The 23,791-nt window shown below is 62.5% G+C and carries 25 protein-coding genes; 17 read left to right on the top strand and 8 right to left on the bottom strand.

What is annotated here, in order from left to right; genetic code table 11:
• Positions 1 to 56: 56 nt before the first annotated feature.
• Entirely contained in the window at positions 57 to 1,373 is a 1,317-nt protein-coding gene (locus ACMA5I_RS04050) for an ABC transporter substrate-binding protein (protein ID WP_525884955.1), read from the bottom strand.
• A 112-nt stretch (positions 1,374 to 1,485) separates the two neighbouring features.
• Between ACMA5I_RS04050 and ACMA5I_RS04045 the strand changes: the two genes are divergently transcribed.
• The gene (locus ACMA5I_RS04045; protein ID WP_525884954.1) at positions 1,486 to 2,415 is read left to right on the top strand and encodes a sugar-binding transcriptional regulator; all 930 of its coding nucleotides are present in this window, start codon (positions 1,486 to 1,488) and stop codon (positions 2,413 to 2,415) included.
• On the opposite strand, the gene ACMA5I_RS04040 is transcribed toward ACMA5I_RS04045, so the two are convergent.
• Complete coding sequence (locus tag ACMA5I_RS04040; protein ID WP_525884953.1) at positions 2,412 to 2,966, bottom strand: VanZ family protein; 555 nt, start codon at positions 2,964 to 2,966, stop codon at positions 2,412 to 2,414. The two genes, ACMA5I_RS04045 and ACMA5I_RS04040, sit on opposite strands and share 4 nt — an antisense overlap.
• A 97-nt stretch (positions 2,967 to 3,063) precedes the next feature.
• Between ACMA5I_RS04040 and ACMA5I_RS04035 the strand changes: the two genes are divergently transcribed.
• The 4 genes from ACMA5I_RS04035 to ACMA5I_RS04020 are packed head-to-tail and all read left to right on the top strand — an operon-like array spanning position 3,064 to position 5,813.
• Entirely contained in the window at positions 3,064 to 3,522 is a 459-nt protein-coding gene (locus ACMA5I_RS04035) for an acyltransferase (protein WP_525884952.1), read from the top strand.
• Between the two features lie 15 nt (positions 3,523 to 3,537).
• Positions 3,538 to 3,801 (top strand): phosphopantetheine-binding protein, encoded by a 264-nt coding sequence (locus ACMA5I_RS04030; protein ID WP_525884951.1) that lies wholly within the window; start codon positions 3,538 to 3,540, stop codon positions 3,799 to 3,801.
• A 51-nt stretch (positions 3,802 to 3,852) separates the two neighbouring features.
• Positions 3,853 to 5,085, top strand: a complete 1,233-nt coding sequence (locus tag ACMA5I_RS04025) for an AMP-binding protein (protein ID WP_525884950.1) — start codon at positions 3,853 to 3,855, stop codon at positions 5,083 to 5,085.
• Positions 5,082 to 5,813 (top strand): SDR family NAD(P)-dependent oxidoreductase, encoded by a 732-nt coding sequence (locus ACMA5I_RS04020; RefSeq protein WP_525884949.1) that lies wholly within the window; start codon positions 5,082 to 5,084, stop codon positions 5,811 to 5,813. The genes ACMA5I_RS04025 and ACMA5I_RS04020 overlap by 4 nt, the downstream gene beginning before the upstream one ends.
• Here the strand turns inward: ACMA5I_RS04020 and chrA are convergent.
• Positions 5,810 to 6,991: a chromate efflux transporter gene (gene chrA, locus ACMA5I_RS04015; protein ID WP_525884948.1), complete on the bottom strand. Its 1,182-nt coding sequence runs from the start codon at positions 6,989 to 6,991 to the stop codon at positions 5,810 to 5,812. The genes ACMA5I_RS04020 and chrA overlap by 4 nt on opposite strands.
• Positions 6,992 to 7,129: 138 nt before the next feature.
• On the opposite strand from chrA, the gene ACMA5I_RS04010 reads away from it, so the two are divergent.
• Both ACMA5I_RS04010 and ACMA5I_RS04005 read left to right on the top strand, forming a co-directional pair.
• Positions 7,130 to 7,486, top strand: a complete 357-nt coding sequence (locus tag ACMA5I_RS04010; protein ID WP_525884947.1) for a YbaN family protein — start codon at positions 7,130 to 7,132, stop codon at positions 7,484 to 7,486.
• A 42-nt stretch (positions 7,487 to 7,528) separates the two neighbouring features.
• Positions 7,529 to 8,230: a DUF599 domain-containing protein gene (locus ACMA5I_RS04005; protein WP_525884946.1), complete on the top strand. Its 702-nt coding sequence runs from the start codon at positions 7,529 to 7,531 to the stop codon at positions 8,228 to 8,230.
• Here ACMA5I_RS04005 and ACMA5I_RS04000 read toward each other — a convergent pair.
• Positions 8,227 to 9,219 (bottom strand): LacI family DNA-binding transcriptional regulator, encoded by a 993-nt coding sequence (locus ACMA5I_RS04000; protein WP_525884945.1) that lies wholly within the window; start codon positions 9,217 to 9,219, stop codon positions 8,227 to 8,229. The genes ACMA5I_RS04005 and ACMA5I_RS04000 overlap by 4 nt on opposite strands.
• Positions 9,220 to 9,323: 104 nt before the next feature.
• On the opposite strand from ACMA5I_RS04000, the gene ACMA5I_RS03995 reads away from it, so the two are divergent.
• From ACMA5I_RS03995 to ACMA5I_RS03980, 4 genes are read left to right on the top strand one after another with little or no spacing between them, the layout of a single operon-like run.
• On the top strand, positions 9,324 to 9,854 hold the full coding sequence (locus ACMA5I_RS03995; RefSeq protein WP_525884944.1) for a gluconokinase: 531 nt from the start codon (positions 9,324 to 9,326) through the stop codon (positions 9,852 to 9,854).
• Positions 9,851 to 10,924 carry a TRAP transporter substrate-binding protein gene (locus ACMA5I_RS03990; protein ID WP_525884943.1) on the top strand — a complete coding sequence of 358 codons (1,074 nt, stop codon included), beginning with the start codon at positions 9,851 to 9,853 and terminating at the stop codon, positions 10,922 to 10,924. The genes ACMA5I_RS03995 and ACMA5I_RS03990 overlap by 4 nt, the downstream gene beginning before the upstream one ends.
• Positions 10,925 to 10,982: 58 nt before the next feature.
• Entirely contained in the window at positions 10,983 to 11,549 is a 567-nt protein-coding gene (locus ACMA5I_RS03985) for a TRAP transporter small permease subunit (protein ID WP_525884942.1), read from the top strand.
• Positions 11,549 to 12,868, top strand: a complete 1,320-nt coding sequence (locus ACMA5I_RS03980; protein ID WP_525884941.1) for a TRAP transporter large permease — start codon at positions 11,549 to 11,551, stop codon at positions 12,866 to 12,868. Before ACMA5I_RS03985 ends, ACMA5I_RS03980 begins: the two co-directional genes overlap by 1 nt.
• Positions 12,869 to 12,914: 46 nt before the next feature.
• Here the strand turns inward: ACMA5I_RS03980 and ocd are convergent, their stop codons facing one another.
• Positions 12,915 to 13,964 (bottom strand): ornithine cyclodeaminase, encoded by a 1,050-nt coding sequence (gene ocd, locus ACMA5I_RS03975; protein WP_525884940.1) that lies wholly within the window; start codon positions 13,962 to 13,964, stop codon positions 12,915 to 12,917.
• Entirely contained in the window at positions 13,964 to 14,893 is a 930-nt protein-coding gene (rocF, locus tag ACMA5I_RS03970; protein ID WP_525884939.1) for an arginase, read from the bottom strand. The genes ocd and rocF overlap by 1 nt, the downstream gene beginning before the upstream one ends.
• A gap of 116 nt (positions 14,894 to 15,009) precedes the next feature.
• Between rocF and ACMA5I_RS03965 the strand changes: the two genes are divergently transcribed.
• Positions 15,010 to 15,441, top strand: coding sequence for an Lrp/AsnC family transcriptional regulator (locus ACMA5I_RS03965; RefSeq protein ID WP_525884938.1), 432 nt, complete (start codon positions 15,010 to 15,012; stop codon positions 15,439 to 15,441).
• A 114-nt stretch (positions 15,442 to 15,555) separates the two neighbouring features.
• On the opposite strand, the gene putA is transcribed toward ACMA5I_RS03965, so the two are convergent.
• Entirely contained in the window at positions 15,556 to 19,137 is a 3,582-nt protein-coding gene (putA, locus tag ACMA5I_RS03960) for a bifunctional proline dehydrogenase/L-glutamate gamma-semialdehyde dehydrogenase PutA (protein ID WP_525884937.1), read from the bottom strand.
• A 118-nt stretch (positions 19,138 to 19,255) separates the two neighbouring features.
• Between putA and ACMA5I_RS03955 the strand changes: the two genes are divergently transcribed.
• The 5 genes from ACMA5I_RS03955 to ACMA5I_RS03935 all read left to right on the top strand — a co-directional run bounded on the left by ACMA5I_RS03955 (position 19,256) and on the right by ACMA5I_RS03935 (position 23,525).
• Positions 19,256 to 19,714: an Lrp/AsnC family transcriptional regulator gene (locus tag ACMA5I_RS03955; protein WP_525884936.1), complete on the top strand. Its 459-nt coding sequence runs from the start codon at positions 19,256 to 19,258 to the stop codon at positions 19,712 to 19,714.
• Between the two features lie 69 nt (positions 19,715 to 19,783).
• Positions 19,784 to 20,746 carry a cobaltochelatase subunit CobS gene (cobS, locus tag ACMA5I_RS03950; RefSeq protein WP_525884935.1) on the top strand — a complete coding sequence of 321 codons (963 nt, stop codon included), beginning with the start codon at positions 19,784 to 19,786 and terminating at the stop codon, positions 20,744 to 20,746.
• Complete coding sequence (locus tag ACMA5I_RS03945) at positions 20,743 to 21,183, top strand: hypothetical protein (protein ID WP_525884934.1); 441 nt, start codon at positions 20,743 to 20,745, stop codon at positions 21,181 to 21,183. The genes cobS and ACMA5I_RS03945 overlap by 4 nt, the downstream gene beginning before the upstream one ends.
• Before the next feature lie 84 nt (positions 21,184 to 21,267).
• Positions 21,268 to 23,103 carry a cobaltochelatase subunit CobT gene (gene cobT / locus ACMA5I_RS03940; protein ID WP_525884933.1) on the top strand — a complete coding sequence of 612 codons (1,836 nt, stop codon included), beginning with the start codon at positions 21,268 to 21,270 and terminating at the stop codon, positions 23,101 to 23,103.
• The gene (locus tag ACMA5I_RS03935) at positions 23,103 to 23,525 is read left to right on the top strand and encodes a PaaI family thioesterase (protein ID WP_525884932.1); all 423 of its coding nucleotides are present in this window, start codon (positions 23,103 to 23,105) and stop codon (positions 23,523 to 23,525) included. Before cobT ends, ACMA5I_RS03935 begins: the two co-directional genes overlap by 1 nt.
• Here the strand turns inward: ACMA5I_RS03935 and ACMA5I_RS03930 are convergent.
• Complete coding sequence (locus ACMA5I_RS03930) at positions 23,522 to 23,791, bottom strand: hypothetical protein (RefSeq protein WP_525884931.1); 270 nt, start codon at positions 23,789 to 23,791, stop codon at positions 23,522 to 23,524. The genes ACMA5I_RS03935 and ACMA5I_RS03930 overlap by 4 nt on opposite strands.

Here is a 23,791-nt window from a genome sequence, read left to right as displayed (position 1 = left end):
CCGCGCAGGTTCCGGAAAATCAGGCGCCCCGAGAGGCGCCTGAGGTCAGTGGAAAATTAGCGGATGTAGCGCGCGCGCTTCATCTCGCGGGTCGTGTCCGACTGCGCGTTGCTCAGGGCTTCTTCAGCCGAAACCTGCCCCGCCAGTGCCGCCGAGAACTGCTGACCCACGCTCGTGCCGATGCCCTGGAATTCCGGGATCGCGACGAACTGGCCGCCGGTATAAGGAATATCCTGCACGGAGGCTTTTTGCGTGTTCGCGTTCTCAATCGCGGTCAGGGTCGGCGCTGCGAAAGGCGCTGCCTCCTGATATTCGCTGTTCTCATAAAGCGAGGTGCGGGTGCCCGGAGGCGCTGCGCGCCAGCCTTCGGATTCGGCAACCTGCTCAATATAGGCTTGGCTGGTGGCCCAAGCGACGAATTTCTTGGCCGCATCCGGTGCATCCGAGGAGGACGGGATCGCGAGGCTCCAGGACCACAGCCAGTTGCCGCGGTTGTCCACGCCTTCCTTGTTCGGGAACTGCGCAAAGCCCACGCTGTCGGCCACAACGGATTCGTCGGGGTCGGTCACGAAGCTCGCCGCCACCGACGCGTCAATCCAGATGCCGCATTTGCCCTGCTGGAACAGCGAGAGGTTCTCGTTGAAGCCGTTCGACGATGCGCCCGGCGGGCCGTAATTCGTCATCATGTCCAGATAGTCGGTGATGGTCTCGTTCCACTCCGCGCTGTCGAATTGCGGGTTCCACTCCATGTCGAACCAGCGCGCGCCATAGCTGTTGGCCATGGTGGTGATGAAGCCCATATTCTCGCCCCAGCCCGGCTTGCCGCGCAGACAGATGCCGTAGAGCTCTTCATCTTTGTTCGTCATCGCCTCAGCGGCCGCCTTGATGTCGGCCCAGGTCGGCTCTGCGGGAATTTCAACACCCGCCTCTTCGGCGATATCCGTGCGATACATCACCAGAGCGGACTCGGCGTAGAACGGCACCGCGTAAAGCGTGCCATCGACCGACAGCGCGTCGCGCACCGGCGGCAACAGATCGTCCACATTGTAATCTTCCGGCAGATCCTCCAGCGGGGTCAGCCATTCCTGTTTCGCCCAGATCGGCACCTCGTAGTTGCCGATGGTCAGCACGTCATACTGGCCGCCATTGGTGGCGATATCGGTCGTGACGCGCTCGCGCAGGATGTTTTCCTCCAGCGTCACCCATTCCAGTGTGATGTCCGGATTGGCTTCGGTGAAGGGTGCGGTCATTTGCTGCATGCGAATCATGTCACCGTTGTTCACAGTGGCAATGGTGATGGATTGCGCAAAGGCCGGAAGCGCCAATGTCGTGATTGCGCTCGCAGCCATGAGACGGCGGGTCATCTTGGTCATCATTTTCTCCCTATGGTCGAACTTTCTAAATTAAACAGTTGCTCGACTCGTGGGCAAATGCTCACATTAACCTAAGGTAAAAGTCAAACATTATTCTGGGAGGAAGCGTGAAATGACAGCGGAAGAGAGGAAGCTGGATCAGGCCGCACGGGCCGCATGGCTTTATTATGTTGGGAATTTGCGGCAGGACGAGATCGCGCGGCATATGGGCGTCTCGCGCCAGACGGCGCAGCGATTGGTGGCTCAGGCGATGGATGCGGGGCTGGTCAAAGTGCGAATCGACCACCCAACGGCGGTCTGTCTGGAGCTCTCGCGGGCGCTTGAGGCGCGGTTTGACCTTCAGGAAATCTATGTCGTTCCCGATGAGGGCGGCTTTGCCGGGGTCGCCATGGCCCTCGCCGATGCGATCGAGCGCGACCTGAACGGCACGGACCCGATCACGCTGGCGATCGGCACCGGGCGGACCCTGCGCGCCGCCGTCCTGCAACTCGCCCGGATCGACTGCCCGCAGCACAAGATCGTCTCGCTCACCGGGAACATCGCCCCGGACGGCTCGGCTGCCTATTACAACGTGATGTTTTCGCTCTCGGAACGGGTGACGGCGCGCAGCTATCCCCTGATGGTTCCGGTGATCGCGGCGACGGTGGAAGAGGTGGAGGCGCTCCACCGCCAGCCCGGCAATGCGCGGGTGATCGAAATGGCTCGCCGCGCCGATGTGGGCTATATCGGCATCGGCTCGATGGACGATAAAGCGGCTCTGCTCGATGACGGGTTCCTCTCACGCCGTGAGGTAGAAGCCCTGCGCGCAGCAGGCGCCGTCGGCGAAATCCTAGGCTGGCCCTATGATGCCAAAGGCAATGTGATGCCCAATCTCGACCGCGTGGCCGCGCCGCCCCTGTCCAACCTCGCCGAGGTGATCGTGACCGCCTCTGTCTTTGGCCTATCCAAAGGCCCGGCAACCCTCGGCGCCCTGCGCGGCGGACTGATTAACGGGCTGATCTGCGATCAAACCCTCGCCGCCTGGATCCTCGATCAAGCCTAGCCGAAAGACCGCATCCGGCGACGGCGCAGAATATCCGACAGCAGCGCGCCAAGGAAAATCCCGCCGATGTTCAGGATAAGATCATCGACATCGAAAGTTCGGTATGCGCAGGGATAAAACCCGAAAAGCCCGGTGAGTTGCGCGAGTTCAATCCCGCCGGACAGCAGCGCGCCAAAAATCAACGCTCCGCCCGGCCCGATCCCATTGGCCGGAAGCCGCGTGCCGATCAAAAAGCAAAGCCCGAGATTCATGAGGGTCGAGGCGGCCAGCAAATCCGTCGCCCATTGCCGAAGCGAGGCCTGCTCCGCGATCAGCTGGCTCATGCCACCGAGGAACGCGAAGGGCACCAGCCGCGGCGACGGCGCATTGGCGCACACCATCGCCTCCCGGTCCGGGAAGGGATGAAGCGCGAGGAAGATCATGAAGAATGTGAGGAAGGTCAGCAGCCAAGCGGACCGGACGCGCCGGATGAGCAGGAGCAGCGTACCAGACGCCAGCGCCGCATAGAGCGCTGCCGTTGCGAGGAAACTTGCCAATCCAGTCAAACTCATCATTCGCTCTACACAGTTCCGCGACCAAACACGCCATAGCGTTTGACCAAATCACATGCCTCAACTACATGATGCGTTCAAATCACCCGGGGGTAATATGGCAGCGGCTGCTCAACTTAAAAGATTTATCTTTCGGAAAGTCTTGCTGCCCTTGAATCACTTCAAGTTCAAGACGCTTTACGGCATGGATATTGGAGAGCACGCACGGATTTCGCGAACCGCGCGGCTGGATATGACAAACCCGAAAGGCATTCATATCGGTAGCCACACCGCTGTCGTTGGCGGCGCATCGGTGCTCAGTCATGATTTCGTAAACCGTCAATGGCATGACACTTATGTCGGCTCGCATTGCTTTATTGGCTACAATGCTGTGATCCTGCCCGGTGTGAAGGTCGGCAATCACTGCATTGTGTCCGCAAATACGGTGGTGGCGCGCGATGTACCTGATAACAGCGTCGTGGTTGGCAATCCGGGGCGCGTGGTGGAGCGCGATATTGTCACGGGGCCTTGGGGCATTCGGCTCGATAAGGGCAATGACTCCGAAGTGGCGTATTAATAAGGGATAGAAGAGATGGATAAGCAAAAACTCGACAGCGAAATTCGCCGCGTTTTTGGTGAGGTGTGGGAAACGGAGCAAGGTGGTGCGGCTCCTGAATTGAAACAGGACACGGTTCTGCTCGAATCCGGGCTGGACTCCATGGGGTTCGCGATTTTCGTCTCGCAGCTTGAGGAAGAGCTGGGCTTTGATCCGTTCACGCTCGCTGAAGACGCGTTCTATCCGCAAACCTATGCGGAGTTTCTGGACTTTTACGACAAATACAAACCCGCCGCCTGAGCGATGTCACTCTGGGCACGCATAGAAGCGCGGTCGGCAGACGACGTGCTGATGTCCGCAGCGTCGGGCGATCTCACTATGCGCGATGTGGCGCCCGGCGAGGGCGCGTTGCCCTTTGGCTCTGATGCGACGGTTGCGGTTTCGGTGAAAGATGCGCGCGCGCTGATCGAGACGCTCATCCGCCTCGATGGACAGGTCCGCGCCATTCTTCTGATCTCCTACGCTCAGCCGGCATCGGTGGTGGATGCGCTGGCGGAGGAAGCGGGCGCCTCGGCGCTGGTGACGGATCGGGCTGATCTCAATGGGATGCCGCCGCAAGCGCTCCGTGCCGCGCGGCGCAGTGAGGTCGAAACCCGCTGGCTGATGACCACATCTGGGACGACCGGCCAGCCAAAGATTGTGCCACATACGCTTAAATCGCTGGCCCGCACAGTGTCGCATTATGAGGGCAATCAGCAGGCGCGCTGGGGTCTGCTGTATGATCCGACGCGGTTTGCCGGGATGCAGGTCGTGCTTCAGGCCGTGATCGGGCGCGCGGCGCTGATTGCGCCGGATCTCGACGCGCCGCTGGCCGAGCAGGTGGCCACACTTCACCAAGCGGGCTGCTCGCATCTGTCTGCCACGCCGACTCTTTGGCGGCGGCTTTTGATGGTGCCGCAACTCAAATCTTTGCCGCTCAAGCAAATCACCCTTGGTGGGGAAATCGTCGATCAACAGATCCTCGACGCCCTCCGCGCCGCCTTCCCGGACACGCGGATCACCCATATCTATGCCTCAACCGAAGCGGGCGTGGGCTTCTCTGTCAATGACGGCAAAGCGGGCTTTCCGGTCAGCTATTTCGACCGCCTGCCCGGCGGCACCAAGATGGAAAACAAGGATAACACGCTCCATTTCCATCTCGCGGACGGGCAAAGTGTCAATTCCGGCGACCGCGTGAAGATAGAGGGCGAGCGCGCCTATTTCCTTGGCCGCGACAATGGAATGATCAATGTCGGCGGCGTCAAAATCTATCCCGAGGGCGTTGAGCGAGTCATCATGGATGTGCCGGGCGTCGCACTTGCGCGGATCTATGCCAAATCGAGCCCGATCACCGGGGCGCTCGTCGCGGTCGATGTGATGCCGGACGGCGAGGTCGACAAAGCCGCGCTCAAGAAGGCCATCCAGACCCATTGCAAAGCGCATCTGGAGCGCGAAGCGGTGCCCGCGATAATCCGCATCGTGCCGGATCTCGAGGTCAGCGCCGCCGGGAAAATCATTCGCAAAACCGAAGGAGGTGCCGCATGACCGAGGCTCCGAAATCCGTCCTCGTCACCGGCGCGTCGCGCGGGCTTGGGCTTGCCATTTGCCGCCGCCTTGTCGCCGAGGGCTATCACGTCACCGGGGTCAGCCGCTCCCATTCGGACGCCTTTAAAGAGGTCGCCGAAAAGGCCGACGGTCGCCTCGATTTCATCCCCTTCGATGTCGCGGAGCTTGATGGTATCCCGGAGCTGGTTAACGGCGTCGTGAAAAAACATGGCGGCCTCTGGGGGATGGTCAACAATGCCGGGATCGGTTCGGACGGGGTGCTGGCGACGCAGCACAAGACCGATATCGAGAAGGTCATTCAGGTCAATCTCACCGCCTCGATCATTTTCGCGAAATATGCCTGCCGCCCGATGCTCGCGGCTCGTGCGGGGCGGATCATTAATATTTCCTCCATCATTGCCACGACCGGTTTTCACGGGCTGGCGGCTTATGCGGCATCGAAGGCGGGACTGGAAGGCTTCACCCGGTCGCTCTCGCGCGAGCTTGGTAAGCGCTCGGTGACGGTGAATTGCGTCGCGCCCGGCTATATGGAGACGGAGATGACCGGCGGGCTCGATGACCACAAAATGGCCTCAATCCGCCGCCGCGCGCCCTTGGGGTTGCCCGAGGTGGATGATGTGGCGGGCGCGGTTTCGTATCTCATTGGCCCGGATGGCGTGCGGGTCACGGGCTCGATTGTCACCGTGGATGGCGGCAGCACGGCTTAAATCAGGCTGAGGGCTGCGCCGCCAAACGCGGTAAGGATCACGACCTGCCAAGGCGAGCGTTTCCATATGGTCAGCAGCAGAAACGCGGCCAGCGCGAGGGTGAAATCGCGGCTGTTTGTGACGGCGCTGGTGAAGACCGGGTCGTAGAGCGCGGCGCCGAGGATGCCGACCACGGCGGCGTTGGTGCCTTGCATCACGCCCGCCGCCGAGGGGTGGCGGCGCAGATCATCCCAGAAGGGCAGCACGCCGAGGAGCAGCAGAAAGCCCGGCAGGAAGATGAAGAGGATGCCGATTATGCCGCCGATCAAACCGTTTGGCTCGGGGGTCATGGCCGCGCCGAGATAGCCCGCGAAGGTCGAGAGCGGGCCGGGGATGGCTTGGGCCGCGCCATAGCCTGCAAGAAACGCGTCGTCGCTGATCCATCCGCGCGCGACGGTGGCGCTGTCGAGGAGCGGCAGGATCACGTGGCCGCCGCCAAAGACGAGCGCGCCGGCGCGGTAGAAGGCTTCGGCCGGCGCGAAGATATGGGCGAGATACGCGAGCAGCGGCAAGCCGATCAGCAGTGCGGCGAAGGCGATGAGGCAACGCACCCCGAACCGGCGGGAGAGCGGGATCGCGGGCGGCGCGCTTTGCGGGGTGCCGCCGGTCAGGCGCAGGCCGATGAGCGCGCCGAGCAGGATCGCCCCGATCTGGCCGACCGCGCCGCCGATAAAGGCGACCATGGCGACGGCAAGCAAGGCGATGGCGGCGCGCGGGCGGTCCGGCGTGAGGGTCCGCGCCATGCCCCAGACGGCTTGCGCGACAATGGCGACGGCGACGAGTTTGAGCCCGTGGAGCGCGCCTTGTGCGAGATCGCCGGTCAGGAACTGCGTCGAGAAAGCGAAGGCGATGAGCAGGGTCGCGGAGGGCAAGGTGAAGCCCGCCCACGCCGCCGCCGCGCCTTTGAGACCGGCGCGGCTAAGGCCCATCACAAAACCGACCTGACTTGAGGCAGGTCCCGGAAGGAACTGACATAATGCGACAATATCGGAATAGGCCGCGTCGCCCATCCATCTGCGACGGGTCACCAATTCGTCGCGGAAATAGCCCAGATGCGCGATCGGCCCGCCAAAGGAGGTGAGGCCGAGACGCAGAAACGCCCAGAAAACTTCGCTCGCCGTACCGCGCTCTTGCTCCATCGCGCCTCCCTTCCCGCGCCACGTTACCCGGCGGGGCGGGCATTGCAATCACGCGGCACTCGGATTTTCAAATTGTCATGAAACGGCTTGCGGCGCGGCGGCGCGGGCGGCAACACTGGCGAACAAGCGAGGCAGATCATGACATTCCGGCTCTTTTGGCTCCTGATCGGTTGGCTGGCCGTGGCCCTCGGCACGCTCGGGATCGTGCTGCCGCTCCTGCCGACGACGGTGTTTTTCATCCTCGCCGCCTTCGCCTTCGGGAAATCTTCGCCGGAATTGCGGGCGCGGCTGATGAACCACCCCCGGATCGGCCCGCCCCTGCGGGATTGGGAAGCGCGCGGCGCGATCTCGCCCGCGGCCAAACGCGCGTCGATCCTGGCCATGCTGGCGACGCTGCTGATCTCCTGGGCGCTTGGCGCGAGCGGCACGGTGCTGCTGATCCAAACCCTTTGCCTCAGCGCCGTTGCCCTCTTCATCCTGACCCGCCCCAGCTAAGGCGACTTGACCAGAGCGCCGCGCCATGTGCATTTGCGAAGCATGACAGCAGCGCTTTCCTATTTCACCTGGCTCGACGGTCTGGCCCTATCGATGCTCATCGGGCTTTGGGTGCTCACCGGCTATTGGGTCGATCACGGCTTTCGCGGCCGCGCGTCTATGCATTCGACCATCCGCCATTATCGCTATGACTGGATGCGGGCGATGATCACGCGCCAGCCGCGGATTTTCGACAGTGCCATCCTCGCGCAACTGGCGCAAAGCGCGAGCTTTTTCGCCTCTGCCTGCATGATCGCGATTGGGGGTGCAGTGGCGCTGATGGCCAATACGGACCAACTCTCAGGCTTTGCCAGCGACATTTCCGCCGAACTGGCCGCGCCGCGAATCGTTTGGGAAATCAAGGTGATGACGGTGCTTGGCTTCATCGTCATCGCCTTCCTGCGCTTCGTCTGGGCCGTGCGGCTCTTCAACTATTGCGCAGTGCTGATGGCCTCGGTGCCAAATGACCCTGAGGATCCGAAAACCGAGGACACCGCGCGCCGTGCCGCCGAAATCAACATCGCCGCCGCCCGGCATTTCAACTCGGCCCTGCGCGGTGTGTATTACGCCATCGCGGCGCTTGGCTGGCTGATTGGCGGCACGGGGCTGGTCGTCACCACGCTCTTTGCGACGCTGACGGTGATGCGGCGCGAATTCTACTCCCACTCCCGCGATGTGATCGGCGCCGGCCCGCCGCCGCGTTAACGCGACCGCGCGGTGCTGCTGCGGGCCATCACCTCGAAGCCGAGATCCAGCACATCGCCATCGACCTGCCCGAGCAGAAGCTCGATGGCCTTCACCCCCATCTCATAACGCGGTGTGCGCACGGAGGTCATCGCCGGGTTCGCAGCCTGGCAATATTCAAGATCATTGAAACCGCAAACGCCCATTTTCCCCGGCATATCGACGCCGAGTTCCAGCAACTCAAACACCACGCCGAGCGCGATATCGTCGTTGTTGCATTGGACCGCGTCAGCCTCCGGGAAGCGCTGGATGACCTGCGCCATCATCTGGCGGCCAAGGGCGATGGAACTCGGCGCGGGATCGGCGACCAGCCCGGCCTCCTCCCCCCAGACATCGCGAAACCCGCGGATCCGGCTTTTACTGCGCGGGTCCATCTGGGCGGCCATGAAGACGGGCCGTTTATAGCCCTGCGCCTTGAGATGCCGCGCGCCCGCCGCCGCCGCCGCGCGGTGATCGAGGCCGACCGCCTTGTCGATGATCTGGCCGCTGATATCCATCACCTGCACCACCGGGCAATTCATATTGCTGAGAAGATCCACCACTTTCGGCGTCTGATCCGTCCCGGCCACGATCATCCCCGCCGGGCGCTGCGCCGCGAAGGTTTTAACAAGGCGGCACTCCTCCTCCGGGTCGTAGCGGGTGTTGCCGATCTGGATGGTCATGCCCGTCCCGTCGGCCGCTTCATAAAGCCCGAGCAGCACGTCCGAGAAGACCGCATTCGTCACGGAGGGCACCAAAACCCCGATCACATCGGAGCGTCCATTGGCGAGCGATCGCGCCATCGGGTCCGGCGTATAGCCAATCTTTTCCGCCGCCTCTTCCACCCGCACGCGAGTGTCCGGCCGCACATTTTCCAGCCCGCGCAGCGCCCTGCTCGCTGTAATGGGGCTGACCCCCGCCAATTCGGCCACCTCCGCTAAAGTCGCGTATCCCTTTGTTTTTCTAGGCATTTTTAACTCATTATCTACGCTTGACTACTAATGATAGCGCTGTCATCATCCTGAACACAACATTATAACATGTGATTCACGCATGAAAACTTAAGGGAGAAAAGATGGAAAACCCGCGCAATCTGCTGGTTATGGGTGTCTGCGGCTCGGGCAAAAGCACCGCCGCGCGCGCCATTGCCGAGGCTTTGAACGCGCGGTTTCTCGAAGCCGATGATTTTCACCCTCAGAAAAACGTCGCCGCGATGTCGCGGGGCGAGCCGCTGAATGACGAGATGCGCTGGCCCTGGCTGGCGGCGGTGGCCGAAGCGGCGGCGCGCAGCGACGGTCCGGTGGTGATCGCCTGCTCCGCGCTGAAACGCAGTTATCGCGATCTTCTCTGCGCGCGGGTCGAGGGGCTTCACATCGTCTATCTCCATGCCGAGCGCGATGCGCTGCGGGCGCGGATGCTGGCGCGGGAAAACCACTATATGCCCGAGAGCTTGCTCGACAGTCAGCTTGCGGATCTCACACCTCCCGAAGCGGACGAGCCGCATATAAAAGTTGATGCGACTCTGCCCGTAGCGCAGATTGTTTCAAAAACCTTAACCCCATGGGCCGATGACGCCCAACCTCAAAAGACAGGAGAGGATTCATGACCTTACGCACAACAGTGACCGTGGGCGCTTTCGCCCTGATGGCAACAAGCGCACTGGCGCAGGACTACGCGCTGAAGTTCCAAAGCTCGGACCCGGCAGGCAACCCGAATTTCGAGTTGCAGATGGAATGGGCCGCCAATCTGGAGGAAGCTTCGGACGGCGCGATCTCCGTCGAGATGCTGCCCGTGGATGCGGTCGTCGCCCATAACGAGACGCAGGACGCCGTGGGCGCGGGCATTCTCGACGGCCACATCACCGACACCTCCTATTTCACCGGCAAAGACCCGGCCTTTGGCCTGATCGCCAACCCGGTCGGTGCATGGTCGGACCCGCAGCAGATGCTGGATTTCATGGAAAATGGCGGCGGCGCGGAGTTGATGAACGAGCTTGTTGAGCCCTACGGCCTCCACTTCATCGGCGCGACCACGCCGGGCCTCGAAGCCTTCGTGTCCAAGGTGCCGCTCGACGGTGTGGACGATCTGCAAGGCGTCAAAGTTCGCGCGCCCGAGGGTCTTGTCCAAAACGTCTTTGCTGCCGCAGGCGCGGCGCCGGTGAACCTGCCGGGCTCCGAGGTTTTCACCTCGCTCGACAAGAACGTCATCGACGCGGCGGATTACACCGTGTTCTCGACCAACCATGCGCAGGGTATGCATGACGTGGCCAAGCATCCGGTCTATCCGGGCTTCCACTCGCTCCCCCTCGTCGAAGTGTCTATGAACAAGGCGAAATGGGATGAAATGCCCGAAGACCTGCAAGCGATCATGACCCAGTCGGTCAAGGATTACGCGCAAAACCTCATCGAGACGCTGAACGAGAAAGACGAAGCCGTGAAGGCCGAGATCGAGGAAGAGGGCGAGATCACCATCCATGACTGGTCCGAAGAAGAGCGTGCCAAGTTCCGCGCCATCGCGACCGAGCAATGGGCAGATGTTGCTGAAGGCTCTGACAACGCGCAGAAAGTCTATGACACGCTCATCGCCTATCTGACCGAAGAAGGTCTGATGGACGCGCCCGCTGAAGAGGGTGCCGAGGCGGACGCTGCCGAGAGCGAAGACCAGCCCGCAGAATAAGCGGATCGGCCGGGGCGGCGCTCTGCCCCGGCTTTTTTAAACCCAAGGGGAGGCCGATATGAACGAATCCACCGAACACGCGCCTGAGGAGGATCTTCACGGCCCCGACCCCGGAGCGGTCCCAGAAGCTGGCTTCTTTGGTCGCATCATCGACAAGGGCGGCGTGATCTTCGCGCTGATGATCGTCGCCGCCATGTTCATGCTGATCTGGGAAGTCTTCGCACGCTATGTGCTGAACAGCCCGACGGCCTGGGTCCATGAAACGGTGGTGTTCCTTTGCGGCCTCGCCTTCATCTATGGCGGGCTCTACGCGGTCGCGCGGGACAGCCATATCCGCGTGGTCCTTATCTATGACGTGATCCCCAAAGGCGCGCGGCGGGTGCTCGATATCGTGATCTCCCTCGTCTGCGCCTTCACCTCAGTGATGTTCGGCTGGGCCGCCTGGGGCATGGCGACCAAAGCCACCTTCGCCCCGAGCGGCGAGATGCGGTTCGAAACCTCCGGCTCCGCTTGGAACCCACCCTACCCCGCTTACGTCAAAATCTTCCTCTGCGCCGCCATGGTCGCCCTGACCATCCAGTTCCTCATTCTGGCGTTCAACTATCTTCGCGGAGGGCAGCGCTAATGGAATTTCTCGAACCCGGCGCGCTAAAGGCCATCGGCATTGAAGGCGGCACCCTCCTCATGTTCGTCATGCTGCTGGCGCTGCTCGTCACCGGCATGCCGCTCGCCTTCGTGACCCTTCTGGTCGCGCTTCTCTTCACCCTCGGCTGGTTCGGCCCCATGGGCGTGCCGCTCATCACCAGCCGCGTTTACAGCTTCGTCTCCAGCTTCGTCTTCGTCTCGGTGCCAATGTTCGTGCTGATGGCGGCAATCCTCGACAAATCCGGCATCGCCCGCGATCTCTTCGACGCCATGCGCCTCATCGGCGGCAAAATCCGGGGCGCGCTGGCGGTACAAACCATTTTCGTTGCGGTGATCCTCGCGGCCATGTCCGGCATCATCGGCGGCGAAGTCGTGCTGCTCGGCCTGATCGCCCTGCCCCAAATGGTCCGCCTCGGCTATGACCGCAAGCTCGCCATCGGCACCTGCGTCGCGGGCGGCGCGCTTGGCACCATGGTCCCGCCCTCGATCGTGCTGATCATCTACGGGCTAACCGCGAACGTCTCGATTGGTGATCTCTTCACGGCGGCCTTCGTCCCCGGCTTCATGCTGGCGGGCTTCTACATCGCCTATATCCTGATCCGCGCCCGGCTGAACCCGGAGATCGCACCATCCTATGACGTGGGCGACGTGCCGCGTGCCGAAAAACTGCGCTTGCTCAAGGGCCTGATCCTGCCGCTCCTCGTGGTCTGCATGGTGCTCGGCTCGATCTATTCGGGCATCGCCAGCGTCACCGAAGCCTCCGCTGTCGGCGTCTTCGGGGTTATGATCTCCACCATCATCCGCGGCGAGTTCACCGTCGGTCTCATGATCGACGCGGCCAAACGCACCCTCGCCACCTGCGGCATGATCGTCTGGATCGGCATCGGCGCAAGCGCCCTTGTCGGGGTGTTCAACCTTATGGGCGGCGTGACGTTTGTCTCAAACCTGCTCACCGGCATTTCCGAGAACCCGACGATCATCCTCCTGGTGATGATGGCGATCCTCTTCGTCCTCGGCATGTTCCTCGACTGGGTCGGCGTTGCGCTTCTCACCATGCCAATCTTCGTGCCGATCATCACCGATCTTGGCTATGATCCGGTCTGGTTCGGGGTGCTGTTCTGCATGAATATGCAGGTGAGCTTCCTCTCGCCCCCCTTCGGCCCGGCGGCCTTCTACCTCAAATCGGTCACGCCGGACATTCCCTTGGGCGAGATCTTCCGCGCGCTCGTACCCTTCATCATGATGCAGGTGCTTGCCGTCGCGGTGCTGATCATGTTCCCCGGCATCACCGGGCGCTGATCGACACACCAAATGAAAAAGGCCGGGGCTCATCCCCGGCCTTTTCTTATGCGCCCGAACGCAGCAGCATCCCGTAAAGATCGCGCGGATCATCCGGGTCCGCCAAAAGGTCCAGCATCTGATAATGCTGCGTCCCGTCCAGCCGGTCGCGCACATAGCGCAGCGCCGAGAAATCCTCGATAGCAAAGCCGACAGAGTCGAACAGCGTGATCTCCCGCGCGTCTTTCCGCCCCTCGGTCTTGCCAGCCATCACTTCCCAAAGCTCGGTCACGGCGTAGTCCTCAGGCAGCGCCTGAATCTCGCCCTCGATCCGGGTCTGCGGCGGATATTCCACAAAGATCGACGAGCGCAGCAGAATGTCCTTATGCAGCTCCGTCTTGCCCGGACAGTCCCCGCCAACCGCGTTGATATGCACACCGCCGCCGACCATGTTGTCGGTCAGGATGGTCGCATATTGCTTGTCCGCCGTGCAGGTCGTGATGATATCCGCGCCCTCAACGGCTTCCTCGCCGGTGCTGAAAATCTCCACCTTCAGCCCGGAGCCCTCGAGGTTCCGCTTGCACCGCTCGGACGCCGCGCGGTCGATATCATAGAGCCGGATAGTCTCGATCCCGCAGACCGCCTTGAACCCAAGCGCCTGAAACTCCGACTGCGCGCCATTGCCGATCATGGTCATCGTCTTGGCCCCTTTCGGCGCCAGATGCTTGGCCGCCAGCGCCGACATCGCCGCCGTGCGCAGCGCCGTCAGGATAGTCATCTCGGTCAGCAGCACGGGATAGCCATTGTCGACATCCGCCAGCACACCAAAAGCGGTGACCGTCTGGCGGCCCGTCTTGGTGTTCTTCGGATGGCCGTTGACATATTTGAACGCATAATCCCGCCCGTCCGACGTCGGCATCAGCTCGATCACGCCTTCATGAGAATGGGCGGCGACCCGCGGCGTCTTGTCGAATTCCTCCCAGCGAAGGAAGTCGGATTCGATATACTCCGCCAGTTCCGAAATGAACCGCTCGACGCCGATCTCCAGCGCCAGTTTCATCATGTTTTCGACGCTGACGAAAGGCACCAGCGCCAGTTCAGATGCTTTAATAGCCATCAGTAACTCCTTGTGTAACGGTCCATAATACGGCGACCGAAGAGGCTCGCGGCGAGGTCCACCATCAGCCGCGCGGTCATGCCGCGATCATCGAGAAAGGGGTTCAACTCCACGAGGTCCAGCGAGGTCACGAGCCCGCTGTCATGCAGCATCTCCATCACCAGATGCGCCTCGCGGAAGGTCGCGCCGCCCGGCACCGTGGTCCCGACAGCCGGTGCGATGCTCGGCTCCAGAAAATCCACATCGAGCGAGACATGCAAGAGGCCATTCGCCGCCTTCACACGCTCCAGAAACGGTCCGATCAGCCGGGTCACGCCCTTTTCATCAATCGCGCGCATATCCCACGCCTCAACGCCGTGCTGCGTGATCAGCTCCCGCTCCGGCAGATCCACCGAGCGCAGGCCGAAAATGCAGACGTTCTTGGCGTCCAACGGGGTTTTCAGCGGCGCGCCGAGATAGGCGTCGAACCCCGGCAACCCGCAAAGATAGGCCAGCGGCGTGCCATGCAGATTGCCGCTCTCAGTCGTCTGGAACGTGTTGAAATCGCTATGTGCGTCGAGCCAAAGGACGAATTGCGGCCGGCCCGCTTCCGCCGCCGCCTCCGCCTGCCCGGCAACCGTACCGAGCGACAGCGCATGATCGCCGCCCATATAGACCGGCACGCCCGGCTTTTTCGCCAGATCCCGTGCCGCGTTGAAGAGCCCGCGCGTCCAGCCCGCGACCTCATTGAGATGGTGAACCGCCGTGCCCGGCGCCTCCAGCCCGCTCACCTCTTCCGGCGTCACATCGCCGTGGTCGGTCACGTCATGGCCAAGCGCCGCCAATTCCTCGGCGAGCCCCGCCGTGCGATACGCATCCGGCCCCATCACACAGCCCTTGCGGCCCGCGCCCTCTTCAATCGGCGCACCCAGCAGATGAATCTCTGTCATGTCGTCCTCATTTTCGTTTCGGTCATAAGATGGCGTCCAAATCAGGCAGGGAAAAGCAGTTAAAGTGGTCGATTTGGGCGCTATATTTCTCGAAACGAATAGGATAACTTATCAAAATGGACGATCTGGACGAAAAGCTTATCGGTATCCTGCGCAGCGACGGACGGCGCGCCATTGCGAATCTGGCGCATGACCTCGGGGTGAGCCGCGCCACGGTGCGCGCGCGCTTGGAGAAACTGCAAGAACGCGGTGAAATCGTTGGGTTTTCCGCCATCGTGAAGGGCGACGCGCTTGGCGGCGCAGTGCGGGCAATCATGTCGCTTTCCATCGAGGGCAAGCGCACGGATCAGGTCATCCGCACCCTCTCCGGCATCGGCGAGGTCGCCGCGATCCACACCACCAATGGCCGCTGGGATCTGGTCATCGAGATCAGCGCCCCGGATCTCGACCGGTTCGACGCGGTGCTCGCCCGCATCCGCCTGATCGAAGGTGTCGCCGCGTCCGAAACCTCGCTCCTGCTCTCCACGAAAAAGACACGGCTCGGTTAACGCGCTGTCACATTTCGCACGGGCTTGGTTAATCCACTGTCATAAACCGCGCGAAGCTGGTTAACGGGCTGTCACAAATCTCGTGAGAAATATGACAGCCCGTTAAGTTTTGGCTCAGGACACTTTTGCGAGCAGGGCCGCATTGCCGCCCGCCGCCGTGGTGTCGATGCAAACCGCGCGCTCATGCGCGAAAGCCGAGAGGCGGTTGAGATCGGTCACGACTGGCACAATCGCCCCGTCCCGCGCCGCAAGCGCCTGACGCAGCGGGCGCAGCGCCGCGTCATCCCCGGCAAAGGCAACCAGATCGAGTGGGCCGGATGTCAGCGCCCCCGCCTCGACCTGCCCTTCGCGGATCACCAGCGGCACACCTCCGCCGCGCAGACTGTCGAGCGTCTCCATCGCCTTCGGCGCAATCGCCACCACCGCATTGCCCATGGCGAGCGCGGTCACGACCTGCGCCTTGAGGCTCTCCGCATCGGGGCCAAGGCAGAGCACCCGCCCGCGCGGCGCGAGCCGCAGACGGTTCGACTCCCCTGTCGGCCCCGGAAGCTCCTCAGCATTGAGCGGCGAGGTACTGATATCATTAAGCAATGCCGTGTCCGCACCGCGGCGGCGCAGCACCGCGAGACGGTCATTCCGCGCCGCCCAAGCCGCCGCATCCGGCCAGCTTGGTAGCTTCACGGTCTCACCGCTGACACGCCCGCCCGCCCGTTTGCTCTTGCGGAAACGGGAGAGATAGAACGGCCCGCCCGCCTTCGGCCCGGTTCCGGAAAGTCCTTCCCCACCAAAGGGTTGGCTGCCGACAATCGCGCCGATCTGGTTGCGGTTCACATAGACATTGCCCGCGTGGACGCCGTCGACCACCTCCTGCACCCGCGCGTCGATCCGGCTGTGGATGCCGAAGGTCAGGCCGAAGCCGCGCGCGTTGATATCGTCGATCACCTTGCCGATCTCTTCCGCGCCAAACCGGGCGACATGGAGGACCGGGCCGAAGACCTCGCGCTCCACCGTGCCGATATTTTGCGTCTTGATCGCGACCGGCGTGACGAAGAAATCGCTGGTCGGGCCGTCAATGGCATGGAGACGGTCCGCCTGATGCGCCTTAGTGTAAGACGTAATGTTTTCATAGGCTTCTTCGTCGATCACCGGGCCGATATCGGTGGACATATCCCACGGATCGCCGATCACCATCGCATCCATCGCGCCTTTAAGCATCTTAAGAACACCGTCGGCCACATCGTCCTGCACGTAGAGGACACGCAGCGCCGAACAGCGCTGGCCGCAGCTTTGGAACGCGCTCGCCGTAATATCCCGCACGGCCTGCTCCGGCAGGGCGGTCGAGTCGACGATCATCGCATTGATGCCGCCCGTCTCCGCGATCAGCATCGCGTCCGGGTCGCCGTTTTTCGCCAACGCCTTCTCGATGATCCGCGCCACCTCGGTCGAGCCGGTGAAGCAGACCCCCGCAATGCGCGGATCGGTGGTGAGCGGCGCGCCGACATTCTCGCCGTCGCCGGGCAGCAGATGCAGAACCTCTTTCGGCACGCCCGCCTCATGCAAAAGCCGCGCGCCGATGGAGGCGATCAGCGGCGTTTGCTCGGCCGGTTTCGCCAAAACGCTGTTGCCGGTGACGAGCGCCGCCGCGATCTGGCCGGTGAAAATCGCCAGCGGAAAGTTCCACGGGCTGATGCAGACAATCGCGCCGCGCGCCTCGGTGCCCTCTTCGGCGGCCTCGGCCTGATCGGCGTAATAGTTCAGAAAATCAACGGCCTCGCGGATCTCGGCCACCGCGTCGAAGGGTGTCTTCCCCGCCTCGCGCGCGATGCAGCCGAAGATTTCGCCCGCGTTTTCCTCATAAAGCTGGCCCGCCTTGCGCAGAATGTCCGCGCGCTCGGAAACCGGGCGTGCGGCCCAAGCCTCTTGCCCGTCAATCGCGGCGGTGATGGCCGCCTCAACACCCGCCTGATCGACCTCATAGACCGTGCCAATCACCTCTTCGCGCTTGGCCGGATTGCGCAACTCGCGCGGCGTGCCATCCTGCGCGCCGAGCGCGGAGGAGAGCGGACCCGCCTCCCAAGTATAGGGCGCGGCGAAGGGCGCGCGGGCCGATTTGAACCGCATCACATCCACCGGATCGAGCAAATCCCAGCCTTCCGAATTGCGCCGGTCGCCGAAAATCTTCTCCGGCGGCGTCACACCCGGATGCGCCTTTTGCTCATGCTCCAATGCCTCGGCAATCGGGTCCGCGGCAACCTCGGCGGGCGGGATGTCCTCATCGACGATCTGATTGACGAAGGAGCTGTTCGCCCCGTTCTCCAGCAGGCGGCGAACGAGATAGGCGAGCAGGTCGCGATGCGCGCCGACGGGCGCGTAAATCCTCGTGGTCACGCCGGTCTGGCGGCGCACGATCTCATGCACGCTCTCGCCCATGCCATGCAGGCGCTGAAGCTCGAAGCTGTTGAAATCATCGCCCGCCATATCAAGGACGGCGGCGACCGTATGCGCATTATGAGTCGCGAATTGCGGATAAATCCGGTCGCGGCTGTCGAGCAGCAGACGGGCACAACCAAGATAACTCACATCGGTATTTGCCTTGCGCGTGAACACCGGGAAGCCGTCGAGCCCTTTCACCTGCGCGAGCTTGATTTCAGTGTCCCAATAGGCGCCCTTCACGAGGCGCACCATGATCTTGCGATCCAGCTTCTCGGCCAGCGCGTGAAGCCAGCGGATCACCGGCGCGGCGCGGCGGCCATAGGCCTGCACGACCACGCCGAACCCGTCCCACCCGGCGAGGCTCTCATCGGACAGCACCTCCTCAATGATATCAAGCGAGAGATCGAGACGGTCTGCCTCCTCCGCATCGACATTGAGGCCGATATTGTAGGATTTCGCGAGTTGGCAGGCCTCCAGCAGACGCGCGACCAGCACCGGCACGCAATCCTCGCGGTGGCTGGTCTCGTAACGCGGATGGAGCGCCGAGAGTTTGACCGAAATGCCGTGGTTCTTGCGAATATCGCCGCTGTCGCCGGATTTGCCGATCTTGTGGATCGCGTCGAGATAGGCGTCGTGATAGCGCTTCGCATCGTCCTCGGTCCGGGCCGCTTCGCCGAGCATGTCGAAGGAGTAGGTGTAGCCCTTCTTGGTATAATCGCGGCCCCGCTTCATCGCGTCCTGAATGGTCTGACCGAGAACGAATTGGGCACCCATTTCCCGCATCGCGCGGGTGGCGGCGGTGCGGATCACCGGCTCGCCCATGCGGCGGACCATGCCGCGGAGCGACCCGACGATCCCCGGCTCGCGTTCTTCGAGAACCCGGCCCGTCAGCATCAGCGCCCAGGTCGAGGCGTTCACCATGGTAGAGGACGAATCGCCCAGATGCTCGCCCCAGTCATGAGGGGTGATCTTGTCCTCGATCAACTCGTCCACGGTCTCGGCATCAGGCACCCGCAGCAGCGCCTCGGCCATGCACATCAGCGCAACGCCTTCTTGGGTCGAGAGGCCATATTCGGCCAAAAACGCTTCCATAATGCCGGGGCGCTCACCCTCACGGACATTTTTGACGATCTTCGCCGCTTGATCCGCAATCCGCGCACGGTCCGTCTCCGACAGCGCCGCCGTGTCGATCAATTGCGACAGAATCTCGGCCTCGTCCGCCAGCGTCGCGTTCCGAATGTCTTTGCGAATATCATCAAGCATGAGCGCCTCCCTTTCCCGCCACCATGACACAAAATCGCGACAGCGGATGGTCTGAAATGATCCAATCGGCAGCGCAATCGGACTGTTCTTAACCGCTTTTTCGCACTATCGTTCTGCGATGGATGAGAATGAGAACCCGCTTGACCGGATCGACCGCAAGATCCTCGCCGCGCTAACCCGCGACGGGCGACTCTCCATGGCCGCGCTGGCGGACACGGTGGGGCTCTCGAAAACCCCGGTGCAGGCACGGGTCAAGAAGCTCGAAGCGGGCGGATTCATCAAGGGCTACACCGCAATTCTCGACCACACCAAACTCGGCGCGGGCCATGTGGCCTTCGTGCAGGTCTCGCTGACGGACACCCGCTCCGAGGCGCTGGATGCGTTCTCCAAAGCCGCCCGCGAAACGCGCGAGATCGAGGAATGTCACATGATCGCAGGTGGTTACGACTATCTCCTAAAGGTCCGCACCGCTCATATCGCGGGGTTCCGGCGTTTCTTGGGCGAAACCCTCTCCGCCATGCCGCATGTCTCCCACACAACCACCTTCGTCGCGATGGAAACGGTCAAGGAAAGCTGACGCCGCAAGGGCGGGGTTGCACCCTTCCGCAGCATGGTCCACAAGGTTTCGACAACCCCCGGAGGCCCCATGGATTTACCGAGCGTAGAACTCTCCGTCCGCGATGTGTTCGGCATCGACAGCGATCAGACCGTGCGCGGATTTGCCGATGTGACGGAGCGCGTTCCTGCCCGTGACGACAGCTATCTTTTCGACCGTGACACCACCCTCGCGATTCTCGCCGGGTTTCAGCACAATCTGCGGGTCATGGTGCAGGGGTATCACGGCACCGGGAAATCGACCCATATCGAACAGATCGCCGCGCGGCTGAACTGGCCGAGCGTGCGGGTCAATCTCGACAGTCATGTCAGCCGGATCGACCTGATCGGCAAGGATGTGATCAAGTTGAAGGACGGTCTGCAAGTCACGGAATTTCAGGACGGAATCCTACCTTGGGCGCTGCGCAATCCCTGCGCGATCATCTTCGACGAATATGATGCGGGCCGGGCCGATGTGATGTTCGTTATCCAGCGTGTTCTGGAAGCCGAGGGCAAGCTGACCCTTCTGGACCAGAACGAGGTGATCACGCCGCATCCGTCCTTCCGCCTGTTTGCCACATCGAACACGGTCGGCCTCGGCGACACGACGGGCCTCTATCACGGCACCCAGCAGATCAACCAGGGCCAGATGGACCGCTGGTCGCTGGTCGTCACGCTCAACTATCTGCCCCATGACGACGAGGTCGGAATCGTTCTCTCGAAGAACCCGACCTATGCCGATGATGAAGGCCGCAAGGTCATTAGCCAGATGGTCACGGTCGCGGATCTCACCCGGAACGCCTTCATGAACGGCGATATTTCCACCGTGATGAGCCCGAGGACCTGTATTGCATGGGCCCGTAATGCGCGGATCTTCGGCGATGTCGGCTTTGCCTTCCGCCTGACTTTCCTCAACAAATGCGACGAGTTGGAGCGCCAGACCGTGGCGGAATTCTACCAGCGTTGCTTCGATGAAGAGCTGCCCGAAAGCGCAGCCAATGTGAGCCTCGGATGAAGACAATCAAAGCCCTGACCCCGCTTTTCGCGCTGGTCGCCCTCGCCGCTTGTGAGACGCCCGCGCCGACGCAGTCCATCGCGGAGATGGATCTCACCGACGAGCAGACCACCGCGATTTCCTGCACCGAAATGCTCCGCGCGACCTATGATGTCGGCGAAAAACTTGGCGTCCCCGGCCCCGAGCCGCGCGACGAATATCTCGGACCGCAGGATCAGGCCATGATGCGCATTGCCGGTGATCTCGACGAAGAAACGCTGATGGCCGCGCGGCGCTCTGCCTATTACGCGGCCTATCCGATGCTGGAAACCATGCTGACGGTGGAGAAGGAAAGCGGCGCCGCTGCGGCCGAAGCTACCCCCGAAGGTGAGGGCATGGGCAAGCTGCTCGACGACTGCACCCCTTACTACCAGCGCTCCCTTCTCGCCGCGATGTAAGCCGCGCCGGGTGCTTGGCACCCGTTTCGCGCTGGCTTAGGCTAGGGATGCGCGGCCTCACTGAAGCGCGCAATTGGAGGCGTCGTGACCAAATCTGACAACCCTGCCGACCCGTTCAAAAAGGCGCTTACCGGGGCGACCAAGGCGCTGGCGGCGGATCGCGATCTCACCGTCTCCTATTCGGCGGACCCGCCGGGTTTGACCCGTGAGAATGCGCGGCTCCCGCAAATCTCGCGGCGCATGACGCGGGCGGAGGTGCTGCGGGCGCGCGGCATGTCGGACAGTTTCGCCCTGCGCCGCCGCTTCCACGACGCGGCGCTTCATGCCCGTTTTGCCCCCGATGGCGAGATGGCGCAGGCTTTGCATGAGTCGCTGGAGCAAGCGCGGATCGAGGCGACGGGCGCGCGCGCCATGCCGGGCGCGGCCCGCAATATCGAGACGATCCATGCCGAGCGCGCCGAATCCGCTGGCTATGACAAAGCCAGCAATATGACCGATATCCCGCTCGATGTGGCGGCGGGCTTTTACATGCGCGAGCAGGCTACGGGCCGGAAGCTGCCCGGTGCGGCGGGTCAGGCGGTGGATCTGTGGCGCGATTATCTGGACGCGCAGATTGCAGGGCGGTTCGATCATATCGACAATGTGCTGGGCGATCAGGAAGCCTTCGCGCGGCTCGCCCGCGACATTATCCGCGACCTTGGCTATGGCGACCAGCTTGGCGAAGATCCCGATGATCCGACCGAGGATGACACCCCGCCGGAGGACTCGCCCGAGGACGCCAATGACGACAATCAGGGGCGCGGCGAGGAGGAAGCGGACGAGCAGTTCGACGAGAGCCCGAATGAGCAGGCCGAGGAGGAGGACAGCTCCTCCGCCGCCGAAGCGACGATTGCGCAGGACGAGGATGAGCTTTCCGAAGGCTCGCCCGCCGATGGTGATGACGCGGAGGCACCGCAGGAGCAACCCGCGGCACCGGACAGCGAGGCCACACCGGATTACAAGATATTTACCAAAGCCTTCGACGAGATTGTTAAAGCGGAAGAATTGGCCGATCCGCAGGAGCTTATCCGCCTGCGTCACTATCTCGACCAGCAATTGGAGCCGGTGAAGGGCGCGGTCAACCGCCTCGCCAACCGCCTGCAACGCCGCCTTCAGGCGCAACAGAACCGCAGTTGGCAATTCGATATGGATGAGGGCCTGCTCGACGCAGGCCGCCTCGCGCGGGTGATCGCGAACCCCACCCTGCCGCTGTCTTTCAAGGTCGAAAAAGACGTGGAATTCCGCGACACGGTGGTCACCCTTCTGTTGGACAATTCCGGCTCCATGCGCGGGCGGCCGATCTCGATTGCCGCGATCTGCGCGGATGTGATGGCGCGCACGTTGGAGCGCTGTCAGGTGAAATGCGAAATCCTCGGCTTCACCACCCGCGCCTGGAAGGGCGGCAAATCCCGCGAGACATGGCTGGAGGCGGAACGCCCGGCGACGCCCGGCCGGCTCAACGATCTGCGCCATATCATCTATAAAAGCGCGGACACCCCCTGGCGGCGGGCGCGGCCCAATCTGGGGCTGATGATGAAAGAAGGTTTGCTCAAGGAAAATATCGACGGCGAGGCCCTCGAATGGGCGCATCGCCGCCTGCGCGCACGGAGCGAGCAGCGCAAGATCCTGATGGTCATCTCCGACGGCGCGCCGGTGGACGATTCCACGCTCTCCGTCAATCCGGCCAACTATCTGGAGCGGAATCTGCGAGACGTGATCGAGATGATCGAGAAGCGCAGTTCGGTGGAGCTCAACGCGATCGGCATCGGCCATGACGTGACGCGTTATTACCGCCGCGCCGTGACGATCACCGATGTGGAGCAACTCGCCGGCGCGATGACCGAGCAGCTTGCGGCGCTCTTCGATGCGGAGGGTGTGTGATGGTGGAAACGACGCAAGACCTCATGGCCTTCGCCAATGACGTGATCGCGCGCCAGCCCTTCAGCCGGCTGATCGGCGCGGAGGTGCTGGAAGTGACCGCGGAGAACATCACCGTCGCCATCCCGCTGGAGCATCATCATCAGCAGCAGCACGGTTTCGCCCATGGTGGCCTCGTCGCAGCGCTGGCCGATATCGGGCTGGCTTTTACCGGCGGCATTGCCCTTGGCGGCGACAATGTCGTGACCTCCGAGTTCAAGATTAACTATCTGCGCCCCGCCATCGGCGAGCGGCTCATCGCGCGGGCCAGCACCCATGCGGGCAAGCGGCAAGCGGTCTCGCGCTGCGAGATTTATGCGGAGAAGGACGGGGCCGAAAAGCTCTGCGCGCTGGCGCAAGGCACCATCAACCGCGTCGGCGCTTAACGGCGAAAGATATTGCGGCGACGCGAGCGCAGGATCAGCAGCAGGAACCCGATCACCAGCAGAATCGGCGCGAGCGGCAATTCCAGCACCGGCCCGATCCAGCGTTGATCGCCCAAGCCTTCGAGCAAGGCGGGCGCAAGGTCATAGACGACCTCGCCGATCCGGTCGAAGCGCAGCGCATAGCCCTCCGCCAGCGTATCGGCATAATCCAGCCAGCCCTTCCAAAGGCCCGCAAGGATGAACAATATGGCGACGATCCGCGTCAT

This window comes from Jujubicoccus corallicola (assembly GCF_047345645.1).
Classification (GTDB): Bacteria; Pseudomonadota; Alphaproteobacteria; order Rhodobacterales; family Rhodobacteraceae; genus JBLEFH01.
Note: the sequence above shows the minus strand (reverse complement) of the source record. Positions and strands in the feature narration are given on the sequence as shown.